The organism is Microvirga zambiensis WSM3693, from assembly GCF_016735695.1.
In the GTDB taxonomy this organism is placed as follows: domain Bacteria; phylum Pseudomonadota; class Alphaproteobacteria; order Rhizobiales; family Beijerinckiaceae; genus Microvirga; species Microvirga zambiensis.
Window position 1 is genome coordinate 1 of sequence record NZ_JAERQD010000012.1, and the last position, 20,589, is coordinate 20,589.

Here is a 20,589-nt window from a genome sequence, read left to right on the forward strand (position 1 = left end):
TCGATATAGGCCGCGTTCGAGAGCACCTCGGCCTTGGCTTCCGAGAGCGGCTTGCCCTGCTCGGTGGTCAGGATCAGAGCGAGATCGTCGGCGTTGGCAACGATCAGGTCGTACCAGGCTTTCAGGATGCGGCTGCGCTCCTTGGCGGTGCGGCGGGCCCAGTCCTTCTGCACCGTAGCCGCCGTGTCGATCGCCCGCCGCGCCGCCTCGACGCTGAGGGAGGGCACATCGGCGATCGCGGCGCCGTCATAGGGATCGGTGACGGCGAAGCTCTTGCCGTCCGCGGCCGCAACCCACTCGCCCGCCACATAGGCCTTCTCCACCAGCAGCGATGGATCCCGCAGATCAACAACTCGGCGCTCAACAGGCTGCAACTGCGCGGTCATGGGTGAGGCTCCTGTCATCATCGAAGGATCAAAAAATGCTGAGAGCGATATAGGTGCTGCGGTCGCTCATGGGAACAGCTGGGGATGCGGATCAGGGTTACCGGAAGAGCGGCCGAGCTCGCCGATTCGAGGGCCTCGCCAATGCCTCAAAATAAGGCAGAAGTTCAAAGATATCTGCGACTTAAGGATGACCTTTTCTCGCATTGCCATGCCCGCCGGTGTCTGTACCTTTCTGACCATTGCCGAGCATGCGCTCATGCCTCGGCCCGAACGACGGCTGGATAAACAGCCTCAGAGCGAAGGGAAGGATGTCGATGCGAGTTCTCAATAAGATTCTGTTTGCCCTCAGCTGCACCGTGATGGCGCAATCGGCTTATGCGCAACAGGCCTCCGACGGTGTGGTCAAGATCGGCATCCTGAACGATCAATCCGGCGTCTATGCCGACTTCGGCGGCAAGTCCTCCGTCGAGGCGGCCCGCATGGCCGTGCAGGATTTCGGTGGCAAAGTGCTCGGCGTGCCGGTCGAAATCGTCAGCGCCGATCACCAGAACAAGCCCGACGTCGCCGCCAGCATCGCGCGGCAATGGTACGACACGGAAAAGGTCGATTCCATCATGGAACTGACGACCTCCTCGGTGGCGCTCGCGGTGCAGGGTCTGTCGAAGGACAAAAAGAAGATCACCATGACGACCGGCGCAGCGACGACCGATTTGACCGGCAAGCAGTGCTCTCCTTTCGGCTTCCATTGGGCCTATGACACCCACGCGCTTGCGGTCGGCACCGGCGGCGCGCTGGTGGAAAACGGCGGCAACAAGTGGTTCTTCCTCACCGCCGACTACGCCTTCGGCTACTCCCTCGAGGAGCAGACCTCGAAGTTCGTGAAGTCGAAGGGCGGCCAGGTGCTCGGCGCCGTGCGTCACCCGCTCGCCGCCACCGACTACTCGTCCTTCCTGCTGCAGGCTCAGAGTTCCGGCGCGAACGTAATCGGCATGGCCAATGCCGGCCTCGATACGGCGAATGCCATCAAGCAGGCTGCCGAGTTCGGCCTGACCCAGGGCGGCACCCGTCTCGCAGCGCTTCTCTTCACGCTTGCCGAGGTGAAGGGCCTCGGCCTCAAGGCGGCCCAGGGTCTGACCCTGACCGAGGGCTGGTACTGGGATCAGAGCGACGAGAACCGCGCCTTCGCGAAGAAGTTCCAGGAGAAGACCGGCCGCATGCCGAACATGATCCATGTCGGCACCTACTCCGCCGTGACGCAGTATCTCAAGGCTGTCCAGAAGGCCGGCACGGATGCGACCGAGCCGGTGGCAAAGCTCCTGCACGAGATGCCGGTCGAAGACGTCTTCGCCAAGAAGGGCAAGGTGCTCGCCAACGGACGCATGGTCTACGACATGTATCTCTTCCAGGTAAAGAAGCCGGAAGAGAGCAAGAGCGAGTGGGACATGTACAAGCAGCTCGCCAAGGTCCCCGGCGACCAGGCCTATCTCTCGGTTGCCGACAGCGGCTGCCAGGTCACGCAGTAATCATTATACCGAGGCAGGGTGGCGCGAGTTGCCCTGTCCCTTCATCCTCTGACAACGGCTGGTATCGAGCATCGCGCCCGAACCGGCCGTTGCCTCCTCACCAAGAGAGTGTCGGCCGGTTCATATGGTCAGTACGCAACCAATCCTGAGCGCCACCGGGCTCACCATGGAGTTCCGCGGCTTCCTTGCCGTGAAGGACGTGACGTTGTCCGTCAACGAGGGCACGATTCACGCCCTGATCGGGCCGAACGGTGCCGGCAAGACGACGGTTTTCAATCTTCTGACGAAATTCCTGACGCCGACGCGCGGACAGATCACCTTCAAGGGCTCGGATATCACCGGCCTGAAGCCTGCCGAGGTCGCGCGTCTCGGGCTCGTGCGCTCCTTCCAGATTTCGGCGGTGTTTCCGCATCTCACCGTGCTCGACAATGTACGCGTCGCCCTGCAGCGCCCCTCCGGTCTCGCAACGCAGTTCTGGCGCTCGTCGAACGCCCTCTCCGCCCTCGACGAGCGGGCGATGGAGTTGATCGATGCGGTCAACCTCTCATCCTACAGGAATCTGACTGCTTCCGAATTGTCCTACGGCCGCAAGCGCGCGCTGGAGATCGCTACGACGCTCGCGCTCGATCCGGCCATGCTGCTTCTCGACGAGCCTATGGCCGGCATGGGCCATGAGGATATCGGCCGCATCTCCGATCTGATCAGGCGCATCGCCAAGAACCGCACGGTGCTGATGGTCGAGCACAACCTGAACGTCGTCGCCGATCTCTGCGACCGCGTCACCGTTCTGGCGCGCGGCGAGATCCTTTCAGACGGCTCCTACGACAAGGTCAGCCAGGACCCGCGCGTGCGCGAAGCCTATATGGGAACCGAGCATGAGTAGCGCTCCCCTTCTCGAAGTCCGCGGACTCAATGCCTGGTACGGCGAAAGCCACGTCCTCCATGGCGTCGACCTCGACATCCACGAGGGCGAAACCATCACGCTGCTCGGCCGCAACGGCGCGGGCAAGACGACAACCCTGCGTGCGATCATGGGCATCCTGCGCCGCCGCGAGGGCGTCATCCGCCTGCGCGGACAGGATATCCTGGGCCTGCCGCTCCACAAGGTGGCGCAATCCGGTCTCGGCTACGTGCCGGAGGAGCGCGGCATCTTCGCGAGCCTCAACGTTTCCGAGAACCTGATGCTGCCGCCGACCGTCTCCGAAGGCGGCATGAGCGTGGATGAGATCTACCAGCTCTTCCCCAATCTGCACGAGCGCCGTTCGAGCCAGGGCACGAAGCTGTCGGGCGGCGAGCAGCAGATGCTTGCCATCGCCCGCGTGCTGCGCACAGGTGCGCGGATCATTCTGCTCGACGAGCCGACCGAGGGTCTCGCACCCGTCATCGTGCAGCGCATCGGCGACGTGCTGGTGGCGCTGAAGAAGCGCGGCATGACGATCCTGCTCGTGGAGCAGAACTTCCGCTTCGCAAAGAAAGTGGCCGATCGCTTCTACCTCATGGAGGACGGGCGTATGGTGAACTCGTTCCCCGGGCATGAGCTCGATGCGCGCATGGACGAACTTCACGAAGTTCTTGGGGTATAGGGCATCATGAGTACGATTTTCGGCGTTCCGACCCCTGCCCTCTACGGGCAGATTCTCATCGGCCTGATCAACGGCTCGTTCTACGCCATGCTCAGCCTCGGCCTTGCGGTGATTTTCGGCCTGTTGCGGGTCATCAACTTCGCCCACGGCGCGCAATACATGCTCGGCGCCTTTGCCGCCTACCTGCTGCTGAGCTATCTGGGCATCGGCTATTGGCTCGCGCTCATTCTGGCGCCTCTCATCGTCGGCGCGATTGCAGTCGTGATCGAGAAGACGATGCTGAGCCGCCTCTACGGCGTCGACCCGCTCTACGGCCTTCTCCTGACCTTCGGCCTCGCCCTCATCCTCGAAGGCGCCTTCCGCTACTGGTTCGGCGCGGCCGGCAAGCCTTATGCGCCGCCGGAGCAGCTGACCGGCGCGATCAACCTCGGCTTCATGTTCATGCCGATCTACCGTGGCTGGGTGGTCATCGCTTCGCTCGTGGTCTGTATCGGCACCTGGCTCCTGATCGAGAAGACGCGGCTCGGCGCCTATCTGCGCGCAGCCACCGAAAACGCCACGCTCGTGCAGGCCTTCGGCGTGAACGTGCCTCTGCTGCTCACCCTCACCTATGGTCTCGGTGCAGCCCTCGCCGCCCTTGCCGGCGTGCTGGCAGCGCCGATCTACCAGGTCAGCCCGCTGATGGGCTCGAACCTCATCATCATCGTCTTCGCCGTCGTGGTGGTCGGCGGCATGGGCTCGATCCTGGGCGCCATCGTCACGGGCTACATGCTCGGCGTGCTCGAGGGGCTGACGAAGGTTTTCTACCCTGAGGCCTCGAGTATCGTTATCTTCGTGATCATGGCCATCGTTCTGCTCGTCAGGCCGGCAGGTCTCTTCGGGCGGGAGGAGTGATATCATGGCTGTCGGAACCCAATATCTCGCAGAGCAGCCCAAGCTGCGCACCTCGTCCCTGGTGCTGGGCGCGATCGCCATCGCGGCCATGCTGGCGGCTCCCTTCTTCTTCTATCCCGTCATGCTGATGAGCGTGCTCTGCTTCGCGCTCTTCGCCTGCGCCTTCAACCTGCTCATCGGCTATGTCGGGCTTCTCTCCTTCGGTCACGCGGCCTTCTTCGGAGGAGCGGCCTATTTCACCGCCCATGCCGCCAAGGTGTGGGGCTGGGATCCCCTCGCCGCAATCCTCCTGGGCGTGGCCGGGGCAGCCGTCATGGGCCTCATCATCGGCTTCGTGGCGATCCGCCGCCAGGGCATCTATTTCGCCATGATCACGCTCGCCCTGTCGCAGATGTTCGCCTTCATCTGCCTCCAGGCCCCCTTCACCCATGGCGAGGACGGCATCCAGGGCGTGCCGCGCGGCTATCTGCTCGGCTTCATCGACCTGAACCAGCCGCTCACGATGTATTACGTCACGCTGGCGATCTTCCTGTTCGGCTTCTTCGCCATCTGGCGCATCGTGAACTCGCCCTTCGGCAACATCCTCAAGGCGATCCGCGAGAATGAGAAGCGCGCGGTGTCGCTGGGCTACCGGGTGGACCGCTACAAGCTCGGCGCCTTCGTCATGTCCGCGGCCCTTGCCGGAATGGCCGGCGGCACGAAGGCCATCGTGTTTCAGTTCGCGACGCTTACCGACGTACAGTGGCAGATGTCGGGCGAGGTGATCCTCATGACGCTGCTCGGAGGAATCGGCACGATGGTCGGCCCCATCGTGGGTGCAGGCCTGGTCATCGCCCTGCAGAACTATCTCGCGGCGTCCGATTTCCCGGTGACGGTCCTGATCGGCATCATCTTCGTGATCTGCGTGCTGCTGTTCCGGCGCGGCATCGTGGGAGAGATCCTCGAATTGATGAGGCGCAAGGGCAAAAGCGCCTCGTAGGACGTGAACGCATGATTCTGCCGGTGTCGCCGATACCGGCACCGGCGCACCAAGTGAGCCATGCCATGTCAGACAGTAATACATTCGACTACGTGATCATCGGGGCAGGTTCGGCGGGATGCGTTCTCGCCAACCGTCTCTCAAAGGACCCGCGCAACTCGGTCTGCCTTCTCGAGGCCGGCGGCAAGGACAACTGGATCTGGTTTCACATCCCGGTCGGATATCTTTTCGCCATCGGCAATCCCCGTGCGGATTGGATGTTCAAGACCGAGGCAGAGCCCGGCCTGAACGGGCGCATCCTCAACTATCCGCGCGGCAAGGTGCTCGGCGGCTGCTCCGCCATCAATGCGATGATCTACATCAGAGGTCAGCGCGAGGATTACGACAATTGGCGCCAGATGGGCCTCGAGGGCTGGGGTTGGGACGACGTGAAGCCGATCTTCCGGCAGCATCTCGATCACTACCTCGGCGCTGGCGAGCACCATGGCGCTGGCGGCGAATGGCGGGTCGAGGCGCCTCGCGTGCGGTGGAAGATCCTGGACTCGTTTATTGACGCTGCCGTCGAGGCAGGAATTCCCCGGGTCAGCGATTTCAATACGGGCAGCAACGAGGGGATCTCCTACTTCCACGTCAACCAGAAGAGCGGACGGCGCTGGTCCTCCGCCCGCGGCTTCCTCAAGCCGGCCCTTTCGCGGCCGAACCTGAAGGTCGAAACCCATGCTCACGCCACGCGGATCCTGTTCGAGGGCAGGCGTGCCATCGGTGTGGAGATTCGCCAGAATGGCGCTTTAAGACGCATAATGGCCCGCAAGGAAGTCATCCTTTCAGCGGGCGCTATCGCCTCGCCGCAGATCCTTCAGCTTTCCGGTATCGGCAACGGGGCGCTGCTTCAGGAGCATGGGATTCCGGTCGTCCATCACCTGCCGGGCGTGGGTGAGAACCTGCAGGACCATCTGCAGCTTCGCCCGATCTTCAAGGTCAGCGGCGTGCGTACGCTCAATGAGGAATATCGCTCGCTCCTGAAGAAGGGGCAGATGGCATTCGAGTACGCCTTTTTCCGCAAGGGGCCGCTCACCATGGCACCCTCGCAGCTCGGAGCCTTTACTCGTTCATCGCCCGACTATGCGACGCCCAATCTTCAATTCCATATCCAGCCGCTTTCTCTCGACAAATTCGGAGAGGACCCGCACCCCTTCCCGGCCTTCACGGCGAGCGTCTGCAATCTCAGGCCGACCAGCCGCGGCAGCGTCAGGCTCCGCAGCGGCGATGCGGCCGATGCACCGTCGATCCGCCCGAACTATCTGTCGGCCGAGGAGGACCAGAGAGTTGCCGTGGATGCGTTGCGCCTGGTCCGGCACGTCGTCTCCATGCCAGCGCTCCAAAAATATCGCCCCGAGGAATATAGACCCGGCGCGCAGCTGACCTCTGACGCAGAACTCCTGAACGGCGCGCGCGATGTCGGGACCACCATCTTCCACCCGGTCGGCACGGCCAAGATGGGGATCGACAGTGATCCGGCAGCTGTGACCGATTCGCGGCTGCGCGTTCGCGGCATCGAGGGACTTCGCGTCATCGACGCCTCGGTCATGCCGGCGATTACGAGCGGCAACACGAACTCGCCGACGCTGATGATCGCCGATAAAGGCGCCGGCATGATCCTTGAGGATCAGTCAGCGCTCTCCCCGGTCATCCTTCGCTCGGCTTGAGGCGGGAGAGTCCCCTAAAACGCCGATGGGCGCCAGTGGCGCCCATCGGAGATGTCTTTTCGGTGCAACAGGGATCAGCTGGCAGGAGCGGTGCGGGCAGCCGTGAGGTGGCTTGCCGCCCAGATCGCGGCCTGCGTCCGGTTCTTCGCCTGAATCTTACGCAGGATCGCCTTCACGTGCACCTTCACGGTCGCTTCCGTGATATCGAACTTGCGCGCGATGATCTTGTTCGAATCGCCGTCCATCAGGCAGCGTAGGATGACCGTCTCGCGAACGGACAATCCCTTTGCGAGATGGCTTAGATCCTGAGACTCCTCGGAAACCGGCGCTTCCTTCGCCCGATCGGAGCGAAGATCCTGCTCGCGCAGCATATCGAGAATGGCACTGGGGAAGATGGCCTCGCCCAGCATCACGAGATCCAGGGACTTCACAAGGACTTCATGAGAGATGGATTTCTTGAGATAGGCATCCGCGCCGCCCTGGAAGGCAGAGATCACCTGCTTCAGATCGTATTGCTCGACCAGCATCACGACCTTCGCAGTCGGATTGTCGTCCTTCAGCTTGCGGGTCTGAGCGCAGGTCACGTCATGATTGTGGCTCGCATCGACGATCAAAATAATGGAGCTGTTGTCCAGGTTCGCCGTCGGGCCGAGTTCATCGAGGCTTGCCGCTGCCATCGCGGGCGCATAGACGGTCTCGGACAGAATTCGACGAAGCCCTTCTCTCAAGAGAGCATTAGGCTCGACGAGAAGCGTCTTGATCGACCGTGCGGCAGCGTGCTCTGTCGACGAGGGCTCTACCGAACGGGCCAGTTCCATATATCTTGAATACGCAACATCCTTCGCCGAAGAGGCGCCAGGATGAGGAAGACTATCAAGATCGTAGGAGTTCCGCATCGCAGATGCCTTTCTGGTCTTGATTCGGTAAGAAAAATAATAAAATTTCCCTAAAGATGTTTAGCTTATAATCTCATTTTAGACAATCATTACCCATTCAAATCATTTTAATAAAATGTTACCGACGCAGCCAAATACGATACGTAATATCGTATTACAATTCGGATAGACAAGGTCGGGGATGACCTACCGCAAAGGCATACCCGATCTCTACTTCGCTATCCAGTTACATTGGCTGAAAGTAGAGAACCCCCGCAACGGTTGCGAGGGTTCTGTCAGTCTCGAGGGATCGCTCTCGATTAGGGAGCCCGGGGGCCATCCATCTGATCGGGCGACAGATGATTCACGGCCCACATGGCGGCTTGCGTGCGATTCGCGACGCGGATCTTGCGGAGGATCGCCTTGATGTGAACTTTGACCGTCGCCTCGGCGACATCGAGCTTGCGCGCGATCACCTTGTTCGGCGAACCCTGCATCAGGCAATGCAGGATCTCGGCTTCACGGCTCGACAGCGTCCGGATCGGCGAATCGTGGCCGTCCAGCGCCTGAGTGGTCCTTGCGGCCGGAACACGGATGGCAGAGACATCCTTCTGGGCATCCGCATCCATTCCGAGGGAGGAAATAGCGGTCAGGAAGGCGGCCGACGGGAAGACCACCTCTCCCAGCATGACCAGGTCGAGGTATTTGATGAGGGCTTCGCACCCGGTCGTCGCAAGGCAATAGCCGTCCGCCCCCGCCTGGAAGGCCAGCTTCATTCCGTCCAGGTTGAAGACATCGGCGAGAATGACGACCCGAGCCGGCGGATGCTGAAGCTTCAACGGGCCGATGATGTCGGCCAGTTCGGACAGGTAAAGATTGGCATCGAGAACGAACAGAAGCGGCTGCTCGGAAGCGGATGCATCGAGCTTGATTTCCCCACGCCCGAAGCTCTCCGGATGCAGCTTGAAGCGCGTGCTCGAGAGGATATGCCTCAAACCCTCACGAAGCATAGAATTCTTGCAGCCAAGAATAGTGGTGACCGGCAGAAGATGGGACATGCGAGAGAGCCTTTTCCGCAAAGATTACCCCGGATTGTACGAATTTACGGTTGGTTAACTATCCCGCATAAAGAGGTAGCAGGTCATGCTTAGGAGGTAGAAACTTCTATGTTCCTGAGGGGAAATGCATATCTACCTTTGATCATGCACGAAAAGGTATAATATTTCGCCAGAAATTTCGGGTGCAGCATCAGCTTATTTCAGCACCGCAATTGAAGCACCTCGATGTGGGAACTCGACTGGCACCTGCAAACCCTCTAAGGGCCGCTCCGTCTGCCCAGTTTTACGCAAACCCTTGCATGAGGCTACGGCCAAGCTGACGTCCAATTGCCACGATTGGCGCCGAGAAAATCCCCTCAACGACAAAGGGGATGCACATGATTGCTCGTGTTGTTCTTGCATGCGCGACGATCGCCTGCACAGTGCCAGCGATAGCGGATGAACGGGCAGCCATCGACGCCCTCGTATCGCAGCATGCGAAAGCCCACGGCATTCCCGAGACATTGGTACATCGCATCATCAAACGGGAGAGTGGCTACAATCCGCGTGCGGCGAACAGCGGCAATTTCGGCCTGATGCAGATCCGTTACGCGACGGCACGCGGAATGGGATATCGGGGCGCCGTCTCAGGGCTGTTCGATGCCAATACAAATCTGACCTATGCCGTCCCCTACTTGGCGAACGCCTATAAGGTCGCCGGCGGCAATCAGGATCGCGCCGTCGCTCTTTATGCCGGCGGCTATTATTACGAAGCGAAGCGAAAGGGTCTGTTAGGCGCCTTGAGAACCGGTGCAAGCGACCCGTTCATGACCGGTTCGGTGGCTTCCGCAACAACACTTCCCGCAGGAACCCGATAACGCTTCCCGTCGCGGATTTGGATATATCTTCGAAGCGGACTCGGTAGTGCGCCTCTGTTGCGCCAGTCGTGCGACGCAAGGCTTGCCGCGAGCATTTCCGTTGCAATGTCAGGTAAAAGCCGTTCAAGATCGAACGGCGACAGCTTTCGCTCTCTTGTCGGCTCATATGCACGATCTCCCAAACATCGCGTTCCTCGATTTCGAAGCGTCCTCACTGGGCAAGGAGGGATATCCGATCGAGATTGCCTGGGTTCTCGTTGGCGGACAGGAGGAGAGCCATCTGATCAGGCCGGATCCGTCATGGACCGATTGGGACGAGGAGGCGGAACGGATACACGGCATCACGCGCGAGCGTCTCCTTACCGAGGGAAGAACGGTTGAAGATGTGGCGCAAAGAATGATGGCCGCTCTCGTGGGACACTCACTCTATGCAACGGCTCCATCGTGGGACGGCAAGTGGCTGAGCAAGCTGCTTCGCGCGGCCGGCCTTCCGCGGCATGCATTGCGCATCGAGGATACGGAACTCGCTCACCAGCGTGTTGTGCAGGACATCTTGTGCGCGGCCAATGTTCCCGACCATCTTCAGGCAGGTGCGACGCGAGATATTATCGCATATGCCGAGAGAGAGGATACCGCGCGTGGGCCGGCGGAACATCGCGCTCTTGCCGATGCGCGCCGCGAACGCGACCTGTGGCTCGATATCAGGCGTCGGGCAACCGAGATCGCAGCGCGCTTGCGTCAATAGCCGTCGATCATGCCGGATGCGATATCCTGATCGGGACGCGTCAGAACGGTGATGTGACGTCCGTCCGGCAATTGAATCGTTCGCAGGCGCATCACCTGCAAGCCGGCATCGAGGCCTTCCTGAATCGATCCATAGCGGGTGATGCGGGCACGACGCTCGAATGCATTGCGCGGCTCGGCCTGAGACATCTGGGTTCTCGCCTCACGCCGCCGCTCGATCTGCGCGTTGCGTTTGGTTCTTGTCGAAGAATTTGCCTGCTGAGACGCACGCGTTTTGCGCTCGACCAATGGCTTTGGCTTGGCTTGCTCGTCCACCGCCGCACTCTGCTGAGTAGCATCCGGCGGACGCTGCAATTCCGCATCAGCATTGATGGTATCGGATTGTGGCGCAGGCTTGGCGGCATGCTGTGGTGTAGAGACAGGCTCGGCCGGCTTTGCGGGCGCTGCCATAGGAGCTGGCGATGGCGTGTGGACTGGCCGTGAAGGCAATGCGTCGGATTCAGCCGGTGGATCGACCCAGGCACGTCCCGACTGCGCATGGGCGAAGAGGGGCGTTACGAGAAAGCCGGCAAGCGAGACAGTCACGAGCCAGCGTCCGGAGAATCCTGTCATGACCTGCCTCCATCGCATCCCAAGGGGAACGCTTCTCCCGCAGTGTTTGGTTCCACGGGGCAGATGGAGCTGATGTGGCGCTCCCGCACATCGTCTTCAACCGCGCGGGGCCTGCAATCAGTCGATTGTGAACGAGAAAAGCCAACATTGTCGAAGCTTGGCTTTTCTTCGGACGCGACCCTTCCCAAGCGGAATATTCAGCTTTAACCGCGCCACATTCAGAGCAAACGGAGGTCGCCAACACACGACAATAGCAAATCGGCCAGATACGGTAATTTTATTTCATATATTTACCAGACACTATTGAAATGTTACGTCTGTCCTGCATGCCGCCTCGGTTATGCAAGAGTCTAATTCACCCCTCTATTGTCTATATCTCTTTCGGTCGACTATAGACATATATTCATTTCAGAGTCCGCCCGCCGAATGAAGCGCCTGCTGTCAGACGTCTATCTGCACCTGATTGCCGGCGTGATTGCCTTGGGCATTCTCGGGATTTCCGCCCATACCCTATGGATGGATCGCCAGAGCCTCTGGCAGGAGGCGGAGAAATCGTCCCGAAACGTGCTGACCACCATCGCACGCGATCTCGACGGTAAGATCGAGTTGCTCGACCAGTCGCTGAAAGGAACGATGGAAGGGCTGAGGCACCCGGATTTCCAGCGGCTTCCGCCCGACCTCCAGTATCGGATGCTGTTCGACCGTGCGACGTCCGCCTCCTTCTTGGGAACGCTGCTTCTCGTCGACAAGGATGGAAACCTTGTTGCGGATGCAGGACCGGTCATCGCGTCGCGCGCCCTCAATGTCGCGGACCGCGAATATTTCATCGCCCATCGGGAGAACTCGCATCTCGGGCTCTATGTGAGCCGCCCCTTCACCAACCGAGCGCCCCGCAGCGAACTGGCCATCGGGATCAGCCGGCGCGTCCAGGACAAGGCCGGAGGGTTCGCCGGCGTCGTGATGGGCTCCATCTCCCTGGCCACCATCAACCAGCCCTTCAACAACCTTAGCCTTGGCAAGCAGGGAGCGATCAATCTCTTCCGCGGCGACGGCGTGCTGCTGACCCGCTATCCCTTCCTCGAAAGCCAAATCAATCAGGATCTCGGCGGCTCTGAGCACGTGCAGCGCCTGATGCAGGCCAAATCGGGCACTTTCGATTCCATTTCGCCGATCGACGGCATCCGGCGCATCATCTCGTTCGAGCGCCTGGAGAGATATCCTCTCGTCCTAACCGTTGCCTTGTCCGTCGAGGAGATCTTCGCTGCATGGCAGCGCAAGGCCCTGGTCCTCAGTCTCGCGACGCTGGTCCTGTGCTGCGCCGTCGTCGGGCTGACCGTCCTGTTCCAGCGTGAATTGCGGCGCAGGACAAGGGCGGAGACCAAGCTCCGGCGGATTGCGCGAACCGACGATCTGACAGGCCTGCCGAACCGCCGCGCATTCCGGGAAACGTTCGAGCGCGAATGGCGCCATGCGATCCGCTCCGGCTCGTCCCTGTCGCTGCTCTATATCGATGCCGATTTCTTCAAGAGCTTCAACGACCGCTATGGTCATGGACGAGGCGACGAGGTTCTGCGCGCCATTGCGGACTCCCTGGAAGCGAGCATCCGCCGCCCGCGCGACGTCGCAGCCCGCCATGGCGGCGAGGAATTCGCCATCGTCCTGCCGGAGACGGATCTGGCGGGCGCTCTCACGATTGCCGAGAACATCCGTCGAGCCGTCGCGTCGATGGAGACCGTGCACGAGGGCAGTCCGTATCTGACAGTCACGATCAGCATCGGCGCTGCCGACTCGCGACCGTCCCGCGGCAGCGACCGCTCGGTCCTTCTCGACGCGGCCGACCGCGCGCTCTACCGCGCCAAAGCTTCCGGGCGGAACGCAGTCTGCGGCCCCGACAGCGAAAGCCCGGTCCTGCAACCCCCTCTCCCGCATGCTGCGGCCTGAGGCTCCGCTGCGCGCCTAGAGCATCGGACCCAAAAGTGGACCCACTTTTGGGATCCAATCCGATGCTCCACTCTTTGGAGAGCGCATCGTTGAACGCAGAAAACCGGGTCCACTTTTCTGCACGATGCGCTATCTGCCGCGATCGCCGCTATTTCCCGTGTTCCCCTGATCCCCTCGCCCGCCGGAGCCTTGCGACAGGGGCCGGCATTCGCCATCGACGCGCCGCTCTCCCACCATGCACGGCCTGTCGCGTGGGCCGGGCTCTGCGAAGGCAGACCCAATCCCGGCCAACAGGAACCCGGCGATTGCGGATCCATACATCCTGATCATGGAAGTTCCCCGGTCACTGACGACTGGGATGGGACGCATGAGCGCCTGCTAAGTTTCCGGGAACGTCTACACAAGTTCGAGAAGTCGTTCCGGCTGAGGCAGGGCACGCCGGGAAGCGGCATCTGATCTGCCATGGAAGCAGATCACATCTCGAAGGCTATCATGGAAGCTTTGCGCCCTCATCAGCGAAGCGCTGTGACTATCGGGCTAATGGTAGCGGAGGAGGGATTTGAACCCCCGACACAAGGATTATGATTCCTCTGCTCTGACCAACTGAGCTACTCCGCCCCGGGAAGCGGGGCGGACCCCGCGTCAGGCATGCGCGATATAGGGAAGGTTGCCCCCCAGTGTCAAGAAAAGACCCGCGATCGGCGCGCGGAAATATGGGAGCCCCGATTCAGCCTTTGGGCTTCATGCGCCAGAGCTGAAAACCTTCGGTCGAGATCGACTGCTCGATGGTCTTGCGCGAGAATTTGTGCGGCGGGGTTTCCCGGGAGCCGAGCGTCCCCGTCAACCCCCATGGGCCGTACTTGGCTGGGAGCTTGGTGCCAGACTCGTCGCCAGCGAAAGCATGCAGATCGTCCTTGGCCTGCGAGGTGAACATGAAGAGGCGCATGGGAGTGGCTTTCCGTTGAACGGGTTGGCATTAATGCTACAAATAGGGTTCAGGGCCCGAAAGTCATCTTCCGTCCTCGGTGCCTCATGCCCCTAGGCCTCAGCCGATCTTCCTGATCCGCATCAGCTTGAAGAAGCCGACCGGGAAGAGGGAGCGGAGTTCCACCACCTCCATGCGCCCGGTCCCCTTGGCCCAGTTTTCGACGCGGGCGGCCTTGAAGGCCGAGCTCCAGCCGATCGCCTTGGCGATGGGCGAGGCCAGCTCCTCCAAAGCGGCAACGGGGCCGGAGGGCTGCCCCCAGTGATTGGCGAGCACGATCTCTCCGCCCGGCTTCAGCACCCGCATGAATTCGTTCAGCGCCGTCTCGGGCTCCGGGACGAGGGTGATGATGAACTGGGCCGTGACCGCGTCGAAGCTCTCGTCTGGGAATCCAAGGCGGGTGACGTCCATCACCTGCAGGCTCTTCACATGGGAGAGCCCCCTCTTCTCGACCTTGTCCTGGGCGCGGCGGAGCATGTCCTCCGAGAGATCGACCCCGTAGACCTCGGCATGCCTCGGATAGTAGCCGAGGGAGAGACCGGTGCCGACGCCGGCCTCCAGGACCTTCGGCCCGCAGGCCACGGCCGCATTCACGGCGGCGCGGGCGGCCGGCTCCGTCAGCTTGTCGTAGACGACATCATAGATCGGCGCCCAACGCGCATAAGCCTTGCGCATCAGGACGGTGGTCGCTCCATCCGTCATAAAGGTCCCTTCGGTCGATGCCTCACGCCGCGGCAGGGGCGGCTTCGGCGAGAGTGCGAGCAATGGTGCCGCCGCCAAGCACGCGCGCCCGGGGAGCATCGCTCTCATAGATGACACAAGCTTGACCGGGAGACACCCCGTCTTCCGCCGATAACAGCTCGACAATAGTGCCGGTTCCTGTGGATCGAAGGATCGCCGGGCGCGGCTCGCGGGTGGAGCGCACCCGTACGGCTACCTCCATGCCCGTCTCGCTTAAGGATTCGAGCGGCACGTCGCCGAGCCAGTTCATGTCGGTGACGCGGATCATGCGGGTGGCCAGGGCCTCCCGGGGGCCGACGACCACGCGGGCCTCCTTGGCATCGAGGCGGACGACATAGAGCGGCTCGCCCACGGAGAGGCCGAGGCCCTTCCGCTGCCCGACGGTGTAATGGATGATGCCCTCATGACGGCCGAGCACGCGGCCGTCGATATGGACGATCTCGCCGCCCTGCACGGCTCCTGGCTTCAGGCGCTCGATCACGTCGCTGTAGCGACCCTGCGTGACGAAGCAGATATCCTGGCTGTCCGCCTTCTCCGCCACGGTGAGCCCGAATTCGCGCGCCAGCTCGCGGGTCTTCTCCTTGGGCAGCTCGCCCAGAGGAAAACGCAGGATGTCGAGCTGCGCGGGCGTGGTCGCATAGAGAAAATAGCTCTGGTCCCGGTCCGGATCGGCTGCCCGGTGCAGGGCGCGGCGCCCGTCCGGCAGGCGGCGGCTTGCCACGTAATGGCCGGTGGCGAGCACGTCCGCGCCGAGTTCCCTGGCGGTTTCCAGCAGGTCGCGGAACTTGATCGAGCGGTTGCATTCGACGCAGGGGATCGGCGTCTCGCCGGCCAGATAGCTCTGGGTGAAGCGGTCGATCACAGCCTCGCGGAAACGAGCCTCGTAATCGAGCACGTAATGGGGAATGCCGATGGCCTCCGCGACCCGGCGGGCATCGTAGATGTCCTGACCGGCGCAGCAGGCGCCCTTGCGGTGGGCGGCGGCGCCATGATCGTAGAGCTGGAGCGTGATGCCGATGACGTCGTAGCCCTCGCTCTTGAGCAGGGCCGCGACCACCGACGAATCCACGCCGCCCGACATCGCGACGACGACGCGGGTCTTGGAGGGTTCGGTGGGAAGATCGAGTGAATTGAGCATTTTTCCGTCCAGAGGCGCCGTTCAAGGCGGCGCACGGGAGGGGGGTGAAAGCCTCTCTATAGCGCATCGTGCGGAAAAGTGGACCCGGTTTTCACTGACGCAGGTCTCCAGGCCTGCGCCGAACGATGCCCCGGCTCAAAGGATGAGCATCGGAACGGGTCCAAAAGCGCAGGTCGGCTTCCGGGTCCGAGGTTCTTTCGCCACAATTCTTAAAGGGAAAGTGCGCCGGAATAAGCCAAAGTTAACGTTTATGGCTAAGCTTAGGCATTCTCGTAACCGCCTGATCGAGCTTAGGAAAACATTAAGTCCCGTCGCGTAGGTTCGAGATTACCAAAGGTCGTTGAATTTTTGTGTGAGCGTATCATGACCGAACCCCACCGCCCAAGGGTCAAGTATGTCATTGGGCCCGATGGCAGTCCCCTGACGATTGCCGACCTTCCTCCCTCCAGCACCCGCCGTTGGGTCATCCGCCGCAAGGCCGAAGTCGTCGCCGCTGTCCGCGGCGGCCTGCTGAGCCTCGAGGAAGCCTGTCAGCGCTACACGCTGACCACTGAAGAGTTCCTGAGCTGGCAGATGTCCATCGACCAGCACGGCCTGGCCGGGCTGCGCACCACCCGCATCCAGCAGTATCGGCAGTAATCGTCCCGATATCCCAATCGAAGGGCGCTGCTCGATCAAGGCAGCGCCTTTTTTCATTCCAGGGCGTAAAACCGCCGTCGCAAGCGTGGCCGTTAAGACCTTTCTAACCATAAGATGAGCATAAACTCCTGAATCACTTCCCTTAAGGCAGGCTCACATCGTGCTTGGCGCCCAGGTTTCGTTGGAACAGCAAGGTTCATCTCAGGCTGATGCCCAACTGCCGCCCCTCTCCGAGGCCGAACAAACCACCGATGCTCTGAGGCGGATCCTCATCGGCCGGACGATCGCCGATGTCGAGCGTCACCTCATCCTGGACACCCTTGCCTTCTGCTTCGGCAACCGGACCCATGCGGCGAGAATCCTGGGCATCTCGATCCGCACCCTGCGCAACAAGCTGAACGAATACATGGAAGCCGGCATCGCCGTGCCGGAGCCCGGGCAGAAGCCCGCCGTGGCCTGACCGCGCTACTTCTTGCGCACCCAGATGCTGGTCTCGTGCGCGCCCGGAACGAGCGGCAGCTCCGACAGAATGCCCTTTTGAAGCGCCTCCGAACGGCCCCGCACGAGGTAATGGCTCGCGAAAATCAGCTCGTAGCCACCCTGCAGGAGTGCGCCGACGAGCAGCTGCTCGTTATAGCCGCGCCAATCCCAGATCGCCGGATAGGCATAGGGCAGCGCGATGTCGTGGATGTGGATCAAGGCTCCCCTCGCCAGGCGGGGCAGCACGTCGAGGAAGAGGCGATCCACATCGGTGCCGGGCATGGCGATATGGCTTGAATCGATGAAGAGGACGTCGCCTGCCGCAAGCGCCTCGAACACACCCGCGTCGGCGTCCCGGAGCAGTGCCTGTAGATGCTCGACCTCGAGCTTCTTCAGGCTCGCCCGTGGCGCGGGATCGATGCAGGTGATGCGGGTGGAAAGCCCTCCGTCCTGCACCGCCTGGGCCATGAAACGGGTCGAGTGTCCCGACCCGATCTCGACGATGCGCCGCGGCTTCTCCCGACGGACGATGGCATAGGCCGCCGCCGCGTCGAGCCTCGGGAACCAGCTCTGATCGAAACGGGCGGGTCCCCTTCCCTGCAGAATTGCGCGGAGGTCGTCGGCTTGGCTCTCGATGGCGTCCAGCACCACGGAAAAACGCGGCTGCGCTGCTTCGAAAAGAGGTTCGAGTGCCGGGTAATCGAGGGGCTCGACGCTCTCGGCATAGCGATAGGGAATGAAGAAGCCGAGACGTCTGGTGCCGAGCAGCGTCGAGGCGCCGAAGCGCAGCCTTCGCCAGAAATGGCTCATTGATCGGACGAGGACAGCGGCGGCGGCGGCACCGTCCCTTCGGGCGCGGCAACCCGTCCGCGCCAGGCCTGAGCCAGGCGAGCGCGCTCGAACATCAGCACGACCACGAGCGAGAGACCGAATGGGATCAGGAGATAGAACAGGCGGAAGATGATCAGCGCCGCCAGCACATCGGCTTTCGGGATATCGGGCATCGCAGTCAGGAACACCAGCTCGAATACTCCGAGCCCGCCGGGAGCATGGCTGACGAGAGCGGCGGAGAAAGAGGCCAGGAAGACGGCCAGCACGATGATGAAGCTCGGCTCCAGATGGGCCGGCAGCACGAAATAGATGATGCCGGCAGCCCCGAGCAACTCGAGCGGCGCGGCGATCAGCTGGCGCGTCATGACGGCGGGACGGGGATATTCCAGCTTGGCCTTGCGGATGACGAGGGGCGGCAGATGCAGGATGGAGCCGACCACATAGAGCGCAACGAAGCCGAGGAGCAGAAAGCCGACGGTGCGGGCCGTGGCCGGGTTGGTCAGCATCGAGGGCAGAAGTTCCTCGAGCCGGTGCAGCAGGGTCGGATCGGCCACCAGAACGACACCGCCGAGCAGGATGGTGCCGAGGCCGAAGGTGAAGGAGCACAGGGCAACCAGCACGGCGATCTGGGGGGCGCCCAGCCCTTTCGACGTGTAGGCCCGATACCGGACCACCGCGCCGGAAAAGACCGAGGCGCCGATATTGTGCGACAGGGCATAGGTCGTGAACGAGGTGATGGAGACGAACAGCCACGAAATATGATGCACGCCGAGATGCAGCAGGGCGATGCGGTCGTACCAGGCGAGCGCCGCATAGGCGACGAGGGTCGATAGAGCCGCGAGCCCATAGCGGTGCGCCGGCACGGCGGTCAGGCTGCCCCAGACATCGTCCAGGGACATGCCGCGCAACTCACGGTAAAGAAGCCAGCCCGATATGACGACTGCCAGCAGCCCGATCACGGGCCAAATGAACTCACGCACATTCTTCATCGAGCCGGCAGCACTCCCTCGTTCCTTCTTCTGTGCCCACAATCCCCTTGGTCCGCAAGGGGATATTGCCCTCTCGCGGCATGACATAAGGTCCAATCCGGAGACGGGCAAAACGGCGAAGCGGCTCAGCTGCAGCCTGCCGCAACGGGAAGCGTGACGGCGGGCGGCAATCCCCTTATCAAGCGGTCCGTTCTCTCTTGGCATCTGAAAGGTACGCGATGTCGGTACATGTGGCAGCTGCTCTCAACCTGGACGGCTATACCGACCTGCCGTCGGACAAGATCGCGACGATCGTGACCTATCTCGAGATGCGGGAGCGCCCACCCCTATCCTCCGCCCAGGCGCCCGCCGGCTGGACGCTCCAGCGCATCGACCCGGATCTCGATCGTTACAGAAAACTGTATCGGATCGTCGGAGAGCCCTGGCTCTGGTTCAGCCGGGTCGTGATGCCCGATGACGAGCTGGCGGAGATCCTCGGCGCCCCGGAGGTCGAGGCCTATGCCCTCAACGATGGCAGCGCCGATGTCGGCATCCTGGAACTCGACTTTCGGTCGGACGGGGAGGCAGAGCTGGCCTTTCTCGGACTCGTCCCCGGCTTCATCGGTCAGGGAGCCGGACGTTTCCTGATGAACGAGGCCGTCGCCCGCGCCTTCGCACGGCCGATCCGGCGCTTCTTCGTCCATACCTGCACCCTCGATGCCCCGAGCGCCCTCGCCTTCTACATCCGCTCGGGCTTCACGCCCTATAAGCGGGCAATCGAGGTGGCGGACGATCCGCGGCTGCTCGGCTTCCTGCCGCGGGAGGCTGCGCCCCATGTTCCGGTCCTTGCACCCGGAGCATGAAAAAGGACGCGTCCCGGCGGGCGCGTCCTTTCAAAATTCGACGAGAGCAGCGGATCAGGCGGTCGCGCGAACGGGGCGTCCCTGCCCGAGCTGGCTGATCGCGGCATCCATGGAGCGTTCGCGATCCTCGAGGCTCTCGGCCTTCTTCAGCTCCTCGAAGGCCTCGCCGAGCTCGGCCTTCGCGTCGTCGAGCTGGATATGGAGGTTCTGGGCCGAGTGGCGAAGATTGTCCCGCCGCTGGGCAGCGGCGCGTGCATAGGTCGGATAGGCAAAGTGGTTCGGGTCGGAGATGCCGGCCTTCTGCTCCTCCGCCGCGATTTCCCGGTCGAGGTCAGCCGCCATGCGGTCGAACTCGGCGATCATCATCTCGATCTGCGCGACCCGGCGACGCTTCTCGTCGACCTGAAAGCGCTTGAGGCGGATGAGCGTATCCCGCGACTTCATCTTGATTCAACTCCACACGTCGCTGTTGCAGTGCATCTCACGGATCGCTCAGTTATCCGCCAGACATGGGGTCACCTTCGCCGACGGAAGTTGAGCTTTCCTTACCGGCTGCGACAAAAAATTTCCTATCTCTCCCCGGTTCTTGGGCCCAGGGCGCCCGCCGGCCGGTCCCGTAAACCTTTCGTTTACCGATTTCGTTAACACTGCCTCGGTCACGGACACGGCTTCCTCGGATCCGCTTCCGGATACAGCTGAAACGCTTTCGGAATAAGCTTTTTGGATGGAGCAAGGCGGTTCCTCATGGTTGCCCGGAATCCACAGGATAATCGCCTTCGTCGGATG

General features: G+C 61.9%; 21 protein-coding genes, 1 tRNA gene and 1 pseudogene. 12 read left to right on the top strand and 11 right to left on the bottom strand.

Annotated features, from left to right (window positions below):
• Nucleotides 1-386, bottom strand: a 386-nt coding sequence (locus tag JKL46_RS11330; RefSeq protein ID WP_201832865.1) for an aldehyde dehydrogenase family protein, incomplete at its 3' end; no start/stop codon positions are given.
• Nucleotides 387-745: 359 nt separating this feature from the next.
• Here JKL46_RS11330 and JKL46_RS11335 point away from each other — a divergent pair.
• From JKL46_RS11335 to JKL46_RS11360, 6 genes are all read left to right on the top strand, one after another.
• Nucleotides 746-1,909: an ABC transporter substrate-binding protein gene (locus tag JKL46_RS11335; RefSeq protein ID WP_201833090.1), complete on the top strand. Its 1,164-nt coding sequence runs from the start codon at nucleotides 746-748 to the stop codon at nucleotides 1,907-1,909.
• Nucleotides 1,910-2,033: 124 nt separating this feature from the next.
• Nucleotides 2,034-2,792 carry an ABC transporter ATP-binding protein gene (locus JKL46_RS11340; protein ID WP_201832866.1) on the top strand — a complete coding sequence of 253 codons (759 nt, stop codon included), beginning with the start codon at nucleotides 2,034-2,036 and terminating at the stop codon, nucleotides 2,790-2,792.
• Nucleotides 2,785-3,492 (top strand): ABC transporter ATP-binding protein, encoded by a 708-nt coding sequence (locus JKL46_RS11345; protein ID WP_201832867.1) that lies wholly within the window; start codon nucleotides 2,785-2,787, stop codon nucleotides 3,490-3,492. The genes JKL46_RS11340 and JKL46_RS11345 overlap by 8 nt, the downstream gene beginning before the upstream one ends.
• Nucleotides 3,493-3,498: 6 nt before the next feature.
• Nucleotides 3,499-4,386 (top strand): branched-chain amino acid ABC transporter permease, encoded by an 888-nt coding sequence (locus JKL46_RS11350; protein ID WP_201832868.1) that lies wholly within the window; start codon nucleotides 3,499-3,501, stop codon nucleotides 4,384-4,386.
• Between the two features lie 4 nt (nucleotides 4,387-4,390).
• Entirely contained in the window at nucleotides 4,391-5,365 is a 975-nt protein-coding gene (locus tag JKL46_RS11355) for a branched-chain amino acid ABC transporter permease (RefSeq protein WP_201832869.1), read from the top strand.
• Between the two features lie 65 nt (nucleotides 5,366-5,430).
• On the top strand, nucleotides 5,431-7,071 hold the full coding sequence (locus JKL46_RS11360; protein ID WP_201832870.1) for a GMC family oxidoreductase: 1,641 nt from the start codon (nucleotides 5,431-5,433) through the stop codon (nucleotides 7,069-7,071).
• 74 nt (nucleotides 7,072-7,145) lie between these two features.
• On the opposite strand, the gene JKL46_RS11365 is transcribed toward JKL46_RS11360, so the two are convergent.
• Both JKL46_RS11365 and JKL46_RS11370 read right to left on the bottom strand, forming a co-directional pair.
• Nucleotides 7,146-7,889 (bottom strand): response regulator transcription factor, encoded by a 744-nt coding sequence (locus tag JKL46_RS11365; protein ID WP_201832871.1) that lies wholly within the window; start codon nucleotides 7,887-7,889, stop codon nucleotides 7,146-7,148.
• 377 nt (nucleotides 7,890-8,266) lie between these two features.
• Nucleotides 8,267-9,004 carry a LuxR C-terminal-related transcriptional regulator gene (locus JKL46_RS11370; RefSeq protein ID WP_201832873.1) on the bottom strand — a complete coding sequence of 246 codons (738 nt, stop codon included), beginning with the start codon at nucleotides 9,002-9,004 and terminating at the stop codon, nucleotides 8,267-8,269.
• 377 nt (nucleotides 9,005-9,381) lie between these two features.
• On the opposite strand from JKL46_RS11370, the gene JKL46_RS11375 reads away from it, so the two are divergent.
• Nucleotides 9,382-9,861, top strand: a complete 480-nt coding sequence (locus JKL46_RS11375) for a lytic transglycosylase domain-containing protein (RefSeq protein ID WP_201832875.1) — start codon at nucleotides 9,382-9,384, stop codon at nucleotides 9,859-9,861.
• Between the two features lie 166 nt (nucleotides 9,862-10,027).
• Entirely contained in the window at nucleotides 10,028-10,606 is a 579-nt protein-coding gene (locus tag JKL46_RS11380; protein WP_201832877.1) for a 3'-5' exonuclease, read from the top strand.
• On the opposite strand, the gene JKL46_RS11385 is transcribed toward JKL46_RS11380, so the two are convergent.
• Nucleotides 10,600-11,217, bottom strand: a complete 618-nt coding sequence (locus JKL46_RS11385; RefSeq protein WP_201832878.1) for a hypothetical protein — start codon at nucleotides 11,215-11,217, stop codon at nucleotides 10,600-10,602. The genes JKL46_RS11380 and JKL46_RS11385 overlap by 7 nt on opposite strands.
• Before the next feature lie 426 nt (nucleotides 11,218-11,643).
• On the opposite strand from JKL46_RS11385, the gene JKL46_RS11390 reads away from it, so the two are divergent.
• On the top strand, nucleotides 11,644-13,158 hold the full coding sequence (locus JKL46_RS11390) for a sensor domain-containing diguanylate cyclase (RefSeq protein WP_201832879.1): 1,515 nt from the start codon (nucleotides 11,644-11,646) through the stop codon (nucleotides 13,156-13,158).
• Between the two features lie 541 nt (nucleotides 13,159-13,699).
• Here the strand turns inward: JKL46_RS11390 and JKL46_RS11395 are convergent.
• From JKL46_RS11395 to mnmA, 4 genes are all read right to left on the bottom strand, one after another.
• Nucleotides 13,700-13,776, bottom strand: a tRNA-Met gene (locus tag JKL46_RS11395).
• A gap of 109 nt (nucleotides 13,777-13,885) precedes the next feature.
• A complete protein-coding gene (locus JKL46_RS11400) occupies nucleotides 13,886-14,104 on the bottom strand; it encodes a hypothetical protein (RefSeq protein WP_201832880.1) in 219 nt (72 codons plus the stop codon).
• Between the two features lie 99 nt (nucleotides 14,105-14,203).
• Complete coding sequence (locus JKL46_RS11405; RefSeq protein ID WP_201832881.1) at nucleotides 14,204-14,845, bottom strand: class I SAM-dependent methyltransferase; 642 nt, start codon at nucleotides 14,843-14,845, stop codon at nucleotides 14,204-14,206.
• A gap of 22 nt (nucleotides 14,846-14,867) precedes the next feature.
• Nucleotides 14,868-16,022 (bottom strand): tRNA 2-thiouridine(34) synthase MnmA, encoded by a 1,155-nt coding sequence (gene mnmA, locus JKL46_RS11410; protein WP_201832882.1) that lies wholly within the window; start codon nucleotides 16,020-16,022, stop codon nucleotides 14,868-14,870.
• Between the two features lie 363 nt (nucleotides 16,023-16,385).
• Here mnmA and sciP point away from each other — a divergent pair, with 363 nt between their 5' ends.
• Both sciP and JKL46_RS11420 read left to right on the top strand, forming a co-directional pair.
• The gene (sciP, locus tag JKL46_RS11415) at nucleotides 16,386-16,661 is read left to right on the top strand and encodes a CtrA inhibitor SciP (RefSeq protein WP_009763782.1); all 276 of its coding nucleotides are present in this window, start codon (nucleotides 16,386-16,388) and stop codon (nucleotides 16,659-16,661) included.
• Nucleotides 16,662-16,920: 259 nt separating this feature from the next.
• Nucleotides 16,921-17,121, top strand: a pseudogene (locus tag JKL46_RS11420) (helix-turn-helix domain-containing protein); the annotation flags it as partial.
• Between the two features lie 5 nt (nucleotides 17,122-17,126).
• Here the strand turns inward: JKL46_RS11420 and JKL46_RS11425 are convergent.
• Nucleotides 17,127-17,951, bottom strand: a complete 825-nt coding sequence (locus JKL46_RS11425; RefSeq protein ID WP_201832883.1) for a class I SAM-dependent methyltransferase — start codon at nucleotides 17,949-17,951, stop codon at nucleotides 17,127-17,129.
• Nucleotides 17,948-18,961 carry a lysylphosphatidylglycerol synthase domain-containing protein gene (locus JKL46_RS11430; protein ID WP_201832884.1) on the bottom strand — a complete coding sequence of 338 codons (1,014 nt, stop codon included), beginning with the start codon at nucleotides 18,959-18,961 and terminating at the stop codon, nucleotides 17,948-17,950. The genes JKL46_RS11425 and JKL46_RS11430 overlap by 4 nt, the downstream gene beginning before the upstream one ends.
• 218 nt (nucleotides 18,962-19,179) lie before the next feature.
• On the opposite strand from JKL46_RS11430, the gene JKL46_RS11435 reads away from it, so the two are divergent.
• On the top strand, nucleotides 19,180-19,803 hold the full coding sequence (locus JKL46_RS11435) for a GNAT family N-acetyltransferase (protein WP_201832886.1): 624 nt from the start codon (nucleotides 19,180-19,182) through the stop codon (nucleotides 19,801-19,803).
• 54 nt (nucleotides 19,804-19,857) lie between these two features.
• Here the strand turns inward: JKL46_RS11435 and fliJ are convergent, their stop codons facing one another.
• On the bottom strand, nucleotides 19,858-20,247 hold the full coding sequence (gene fliJ / locus JKL46_RS11440) for a flagellar export protein FliJ (protein WP_201832888.1): 390 nt from the start codon (nucleotides 20,245-20,247) through the stop codon (nucleotides 19,858-19,860).
• Nucleotides 20,248-20,589: the final 342 nt, after the last annotated feature.

Bases quoted from the DNA above. Each gene is read 5' to 3' on its own strand.
- JKL46_RS11430 (WP_201832884.1), bottom strand. From the start codon at position 18,961: ATGAAGAATGTGCGTGAGTTCATTTGGCCCGTGATCGGGCTGCTGGCA.
- JKL46_RS11435 (WP_201832886.1), top strand. From the start codon at position 19,180: ATGTCGGTACATGTGGCAGCTGCTCTCAACCTGGACGGCTATACCGAC.
- JKL46_RS11380 (WP_201832877.1), top strand. From the start codon at position 10,028: ATGCACGATCTCCCAAACATCGCGTTCCTCGATTTCGAAGCGTCCTCA.
- JKL46_RS11345 (WP_201832867.1), top strand. From the start codon at position 2,785: ATGAGTAGCGCTCCCCTTCTCGAAGTCCGCGGACTCAATGCCTGGTAC.
- JKL46_RS11350 (WP_201832868.1), top strand. From the start codon at position 3,499: ATGAGTACGATTTTCGGCGTTCCGACCCCTGCCCTCTACGGGCAGATT.
- JKL46_RS11360 (WP_201832870.1), top strand. From the start codon at position 5,431: ATGTCAGACAGTAATACATTCGACTACGTGATCATCGGGGCAGGTTCG.
- JKL46_RS11385 (WP_201832878.1), bottom strand. From the start codon at position 11,217: ATGACAGGATTCTCCGGACGCTGGCTCGTGACTGTCTCGCTTGCCGGC.
- JKL46_RS11405 (WP_201832881.1), bottom strand. From the start codon at position 14,845: ATGACGGATGGAGCGACCACCGTCCTGATGCGCAAGGCTTATGCGCGT.
- JKL46_RS11390 (WP_201832879.1), top strand. From the start codon at position 11,644: ATGAAGCGCCTGCTGTCAGACGTCTATCTGCACCTGATTGCCGGCGTG.
- fliJ (WP_201832888.1), bottom strand. From the start codon at position 20,247: ATGAAGTCGCGGGATACGCTCATCCGCCTCAAGCGCTTTCAGGTCGAC.
- JKL46_RS11365 (WP_201832871.1), bottom strand. From the start codon at position 7,889: ATGGAACTGGCCCGTTCGGTAGAGCCCTCGTCGACAGAGCACGCTGCC.
- JKL46_RS11425 (WP_201832883.1), bottom strand. From the start codon at position 17,951: ATGAGCCATTTCTGGCGAAGGCTGCGCTTCGGCGCCTCGACGCTGCTC.
- JKL46_RS11375 (WP_201832875.1), top strand. From the start codon at position 9,382: ATGATTGCTCGTGTTGTTCTTGCATGCGCGACGATCGCCTGCACAGTG.
- JKL46_RS11400 (WP_201832880.1), bottom strand. From the start codon at position 14,104: ATGCGCCTCTTCATGTTCACCTCGCAGGCCAAGGACGATCTGCATGCT.
- JKL46_RS11355 (WP_201832869.1), top strand. From the start codon at position 4,391: ATGGCTGTCGGAACCCAATATCTCGCAGAGCAGCCCAAGCTGCGCACC.
- JKL46_RS11370 (WP_201832873.1), bottom strand. From the start codon at position 9,004: ATGTCCCATCTTCTGCCGGTCACCACTATTCTTGGCTGCAAGAATTCT.
- sciP (WP_009763782.1), top strand. From the start codon at position 16,386: ATGACCGAACCCCACCGCCCAAGGGTCAAGTATGTCATTGGGCCCGAT.
- mnmA (WP_201832882.1), bottom strand. From the start codon at position 16,022: ATGCTCAATTCACTCGATCTTCCCACCGAACCCTCCAAGACCCGCGTC.
- JKL46_RS11335 (WP_201833090.1), top strand. From the start codon at position 746: ATGGCGCAATCGGCTTATGCGCAACAGGCCTCCGACGGTGTGGTCAAG.
- JKL46_RS11340 (WP_201832866.1), top strand. From the start codon at position 2,034: ATGGTCAGTACGCAACCAATCCTGAGCGCCACCGGGCTCACCATGGAG.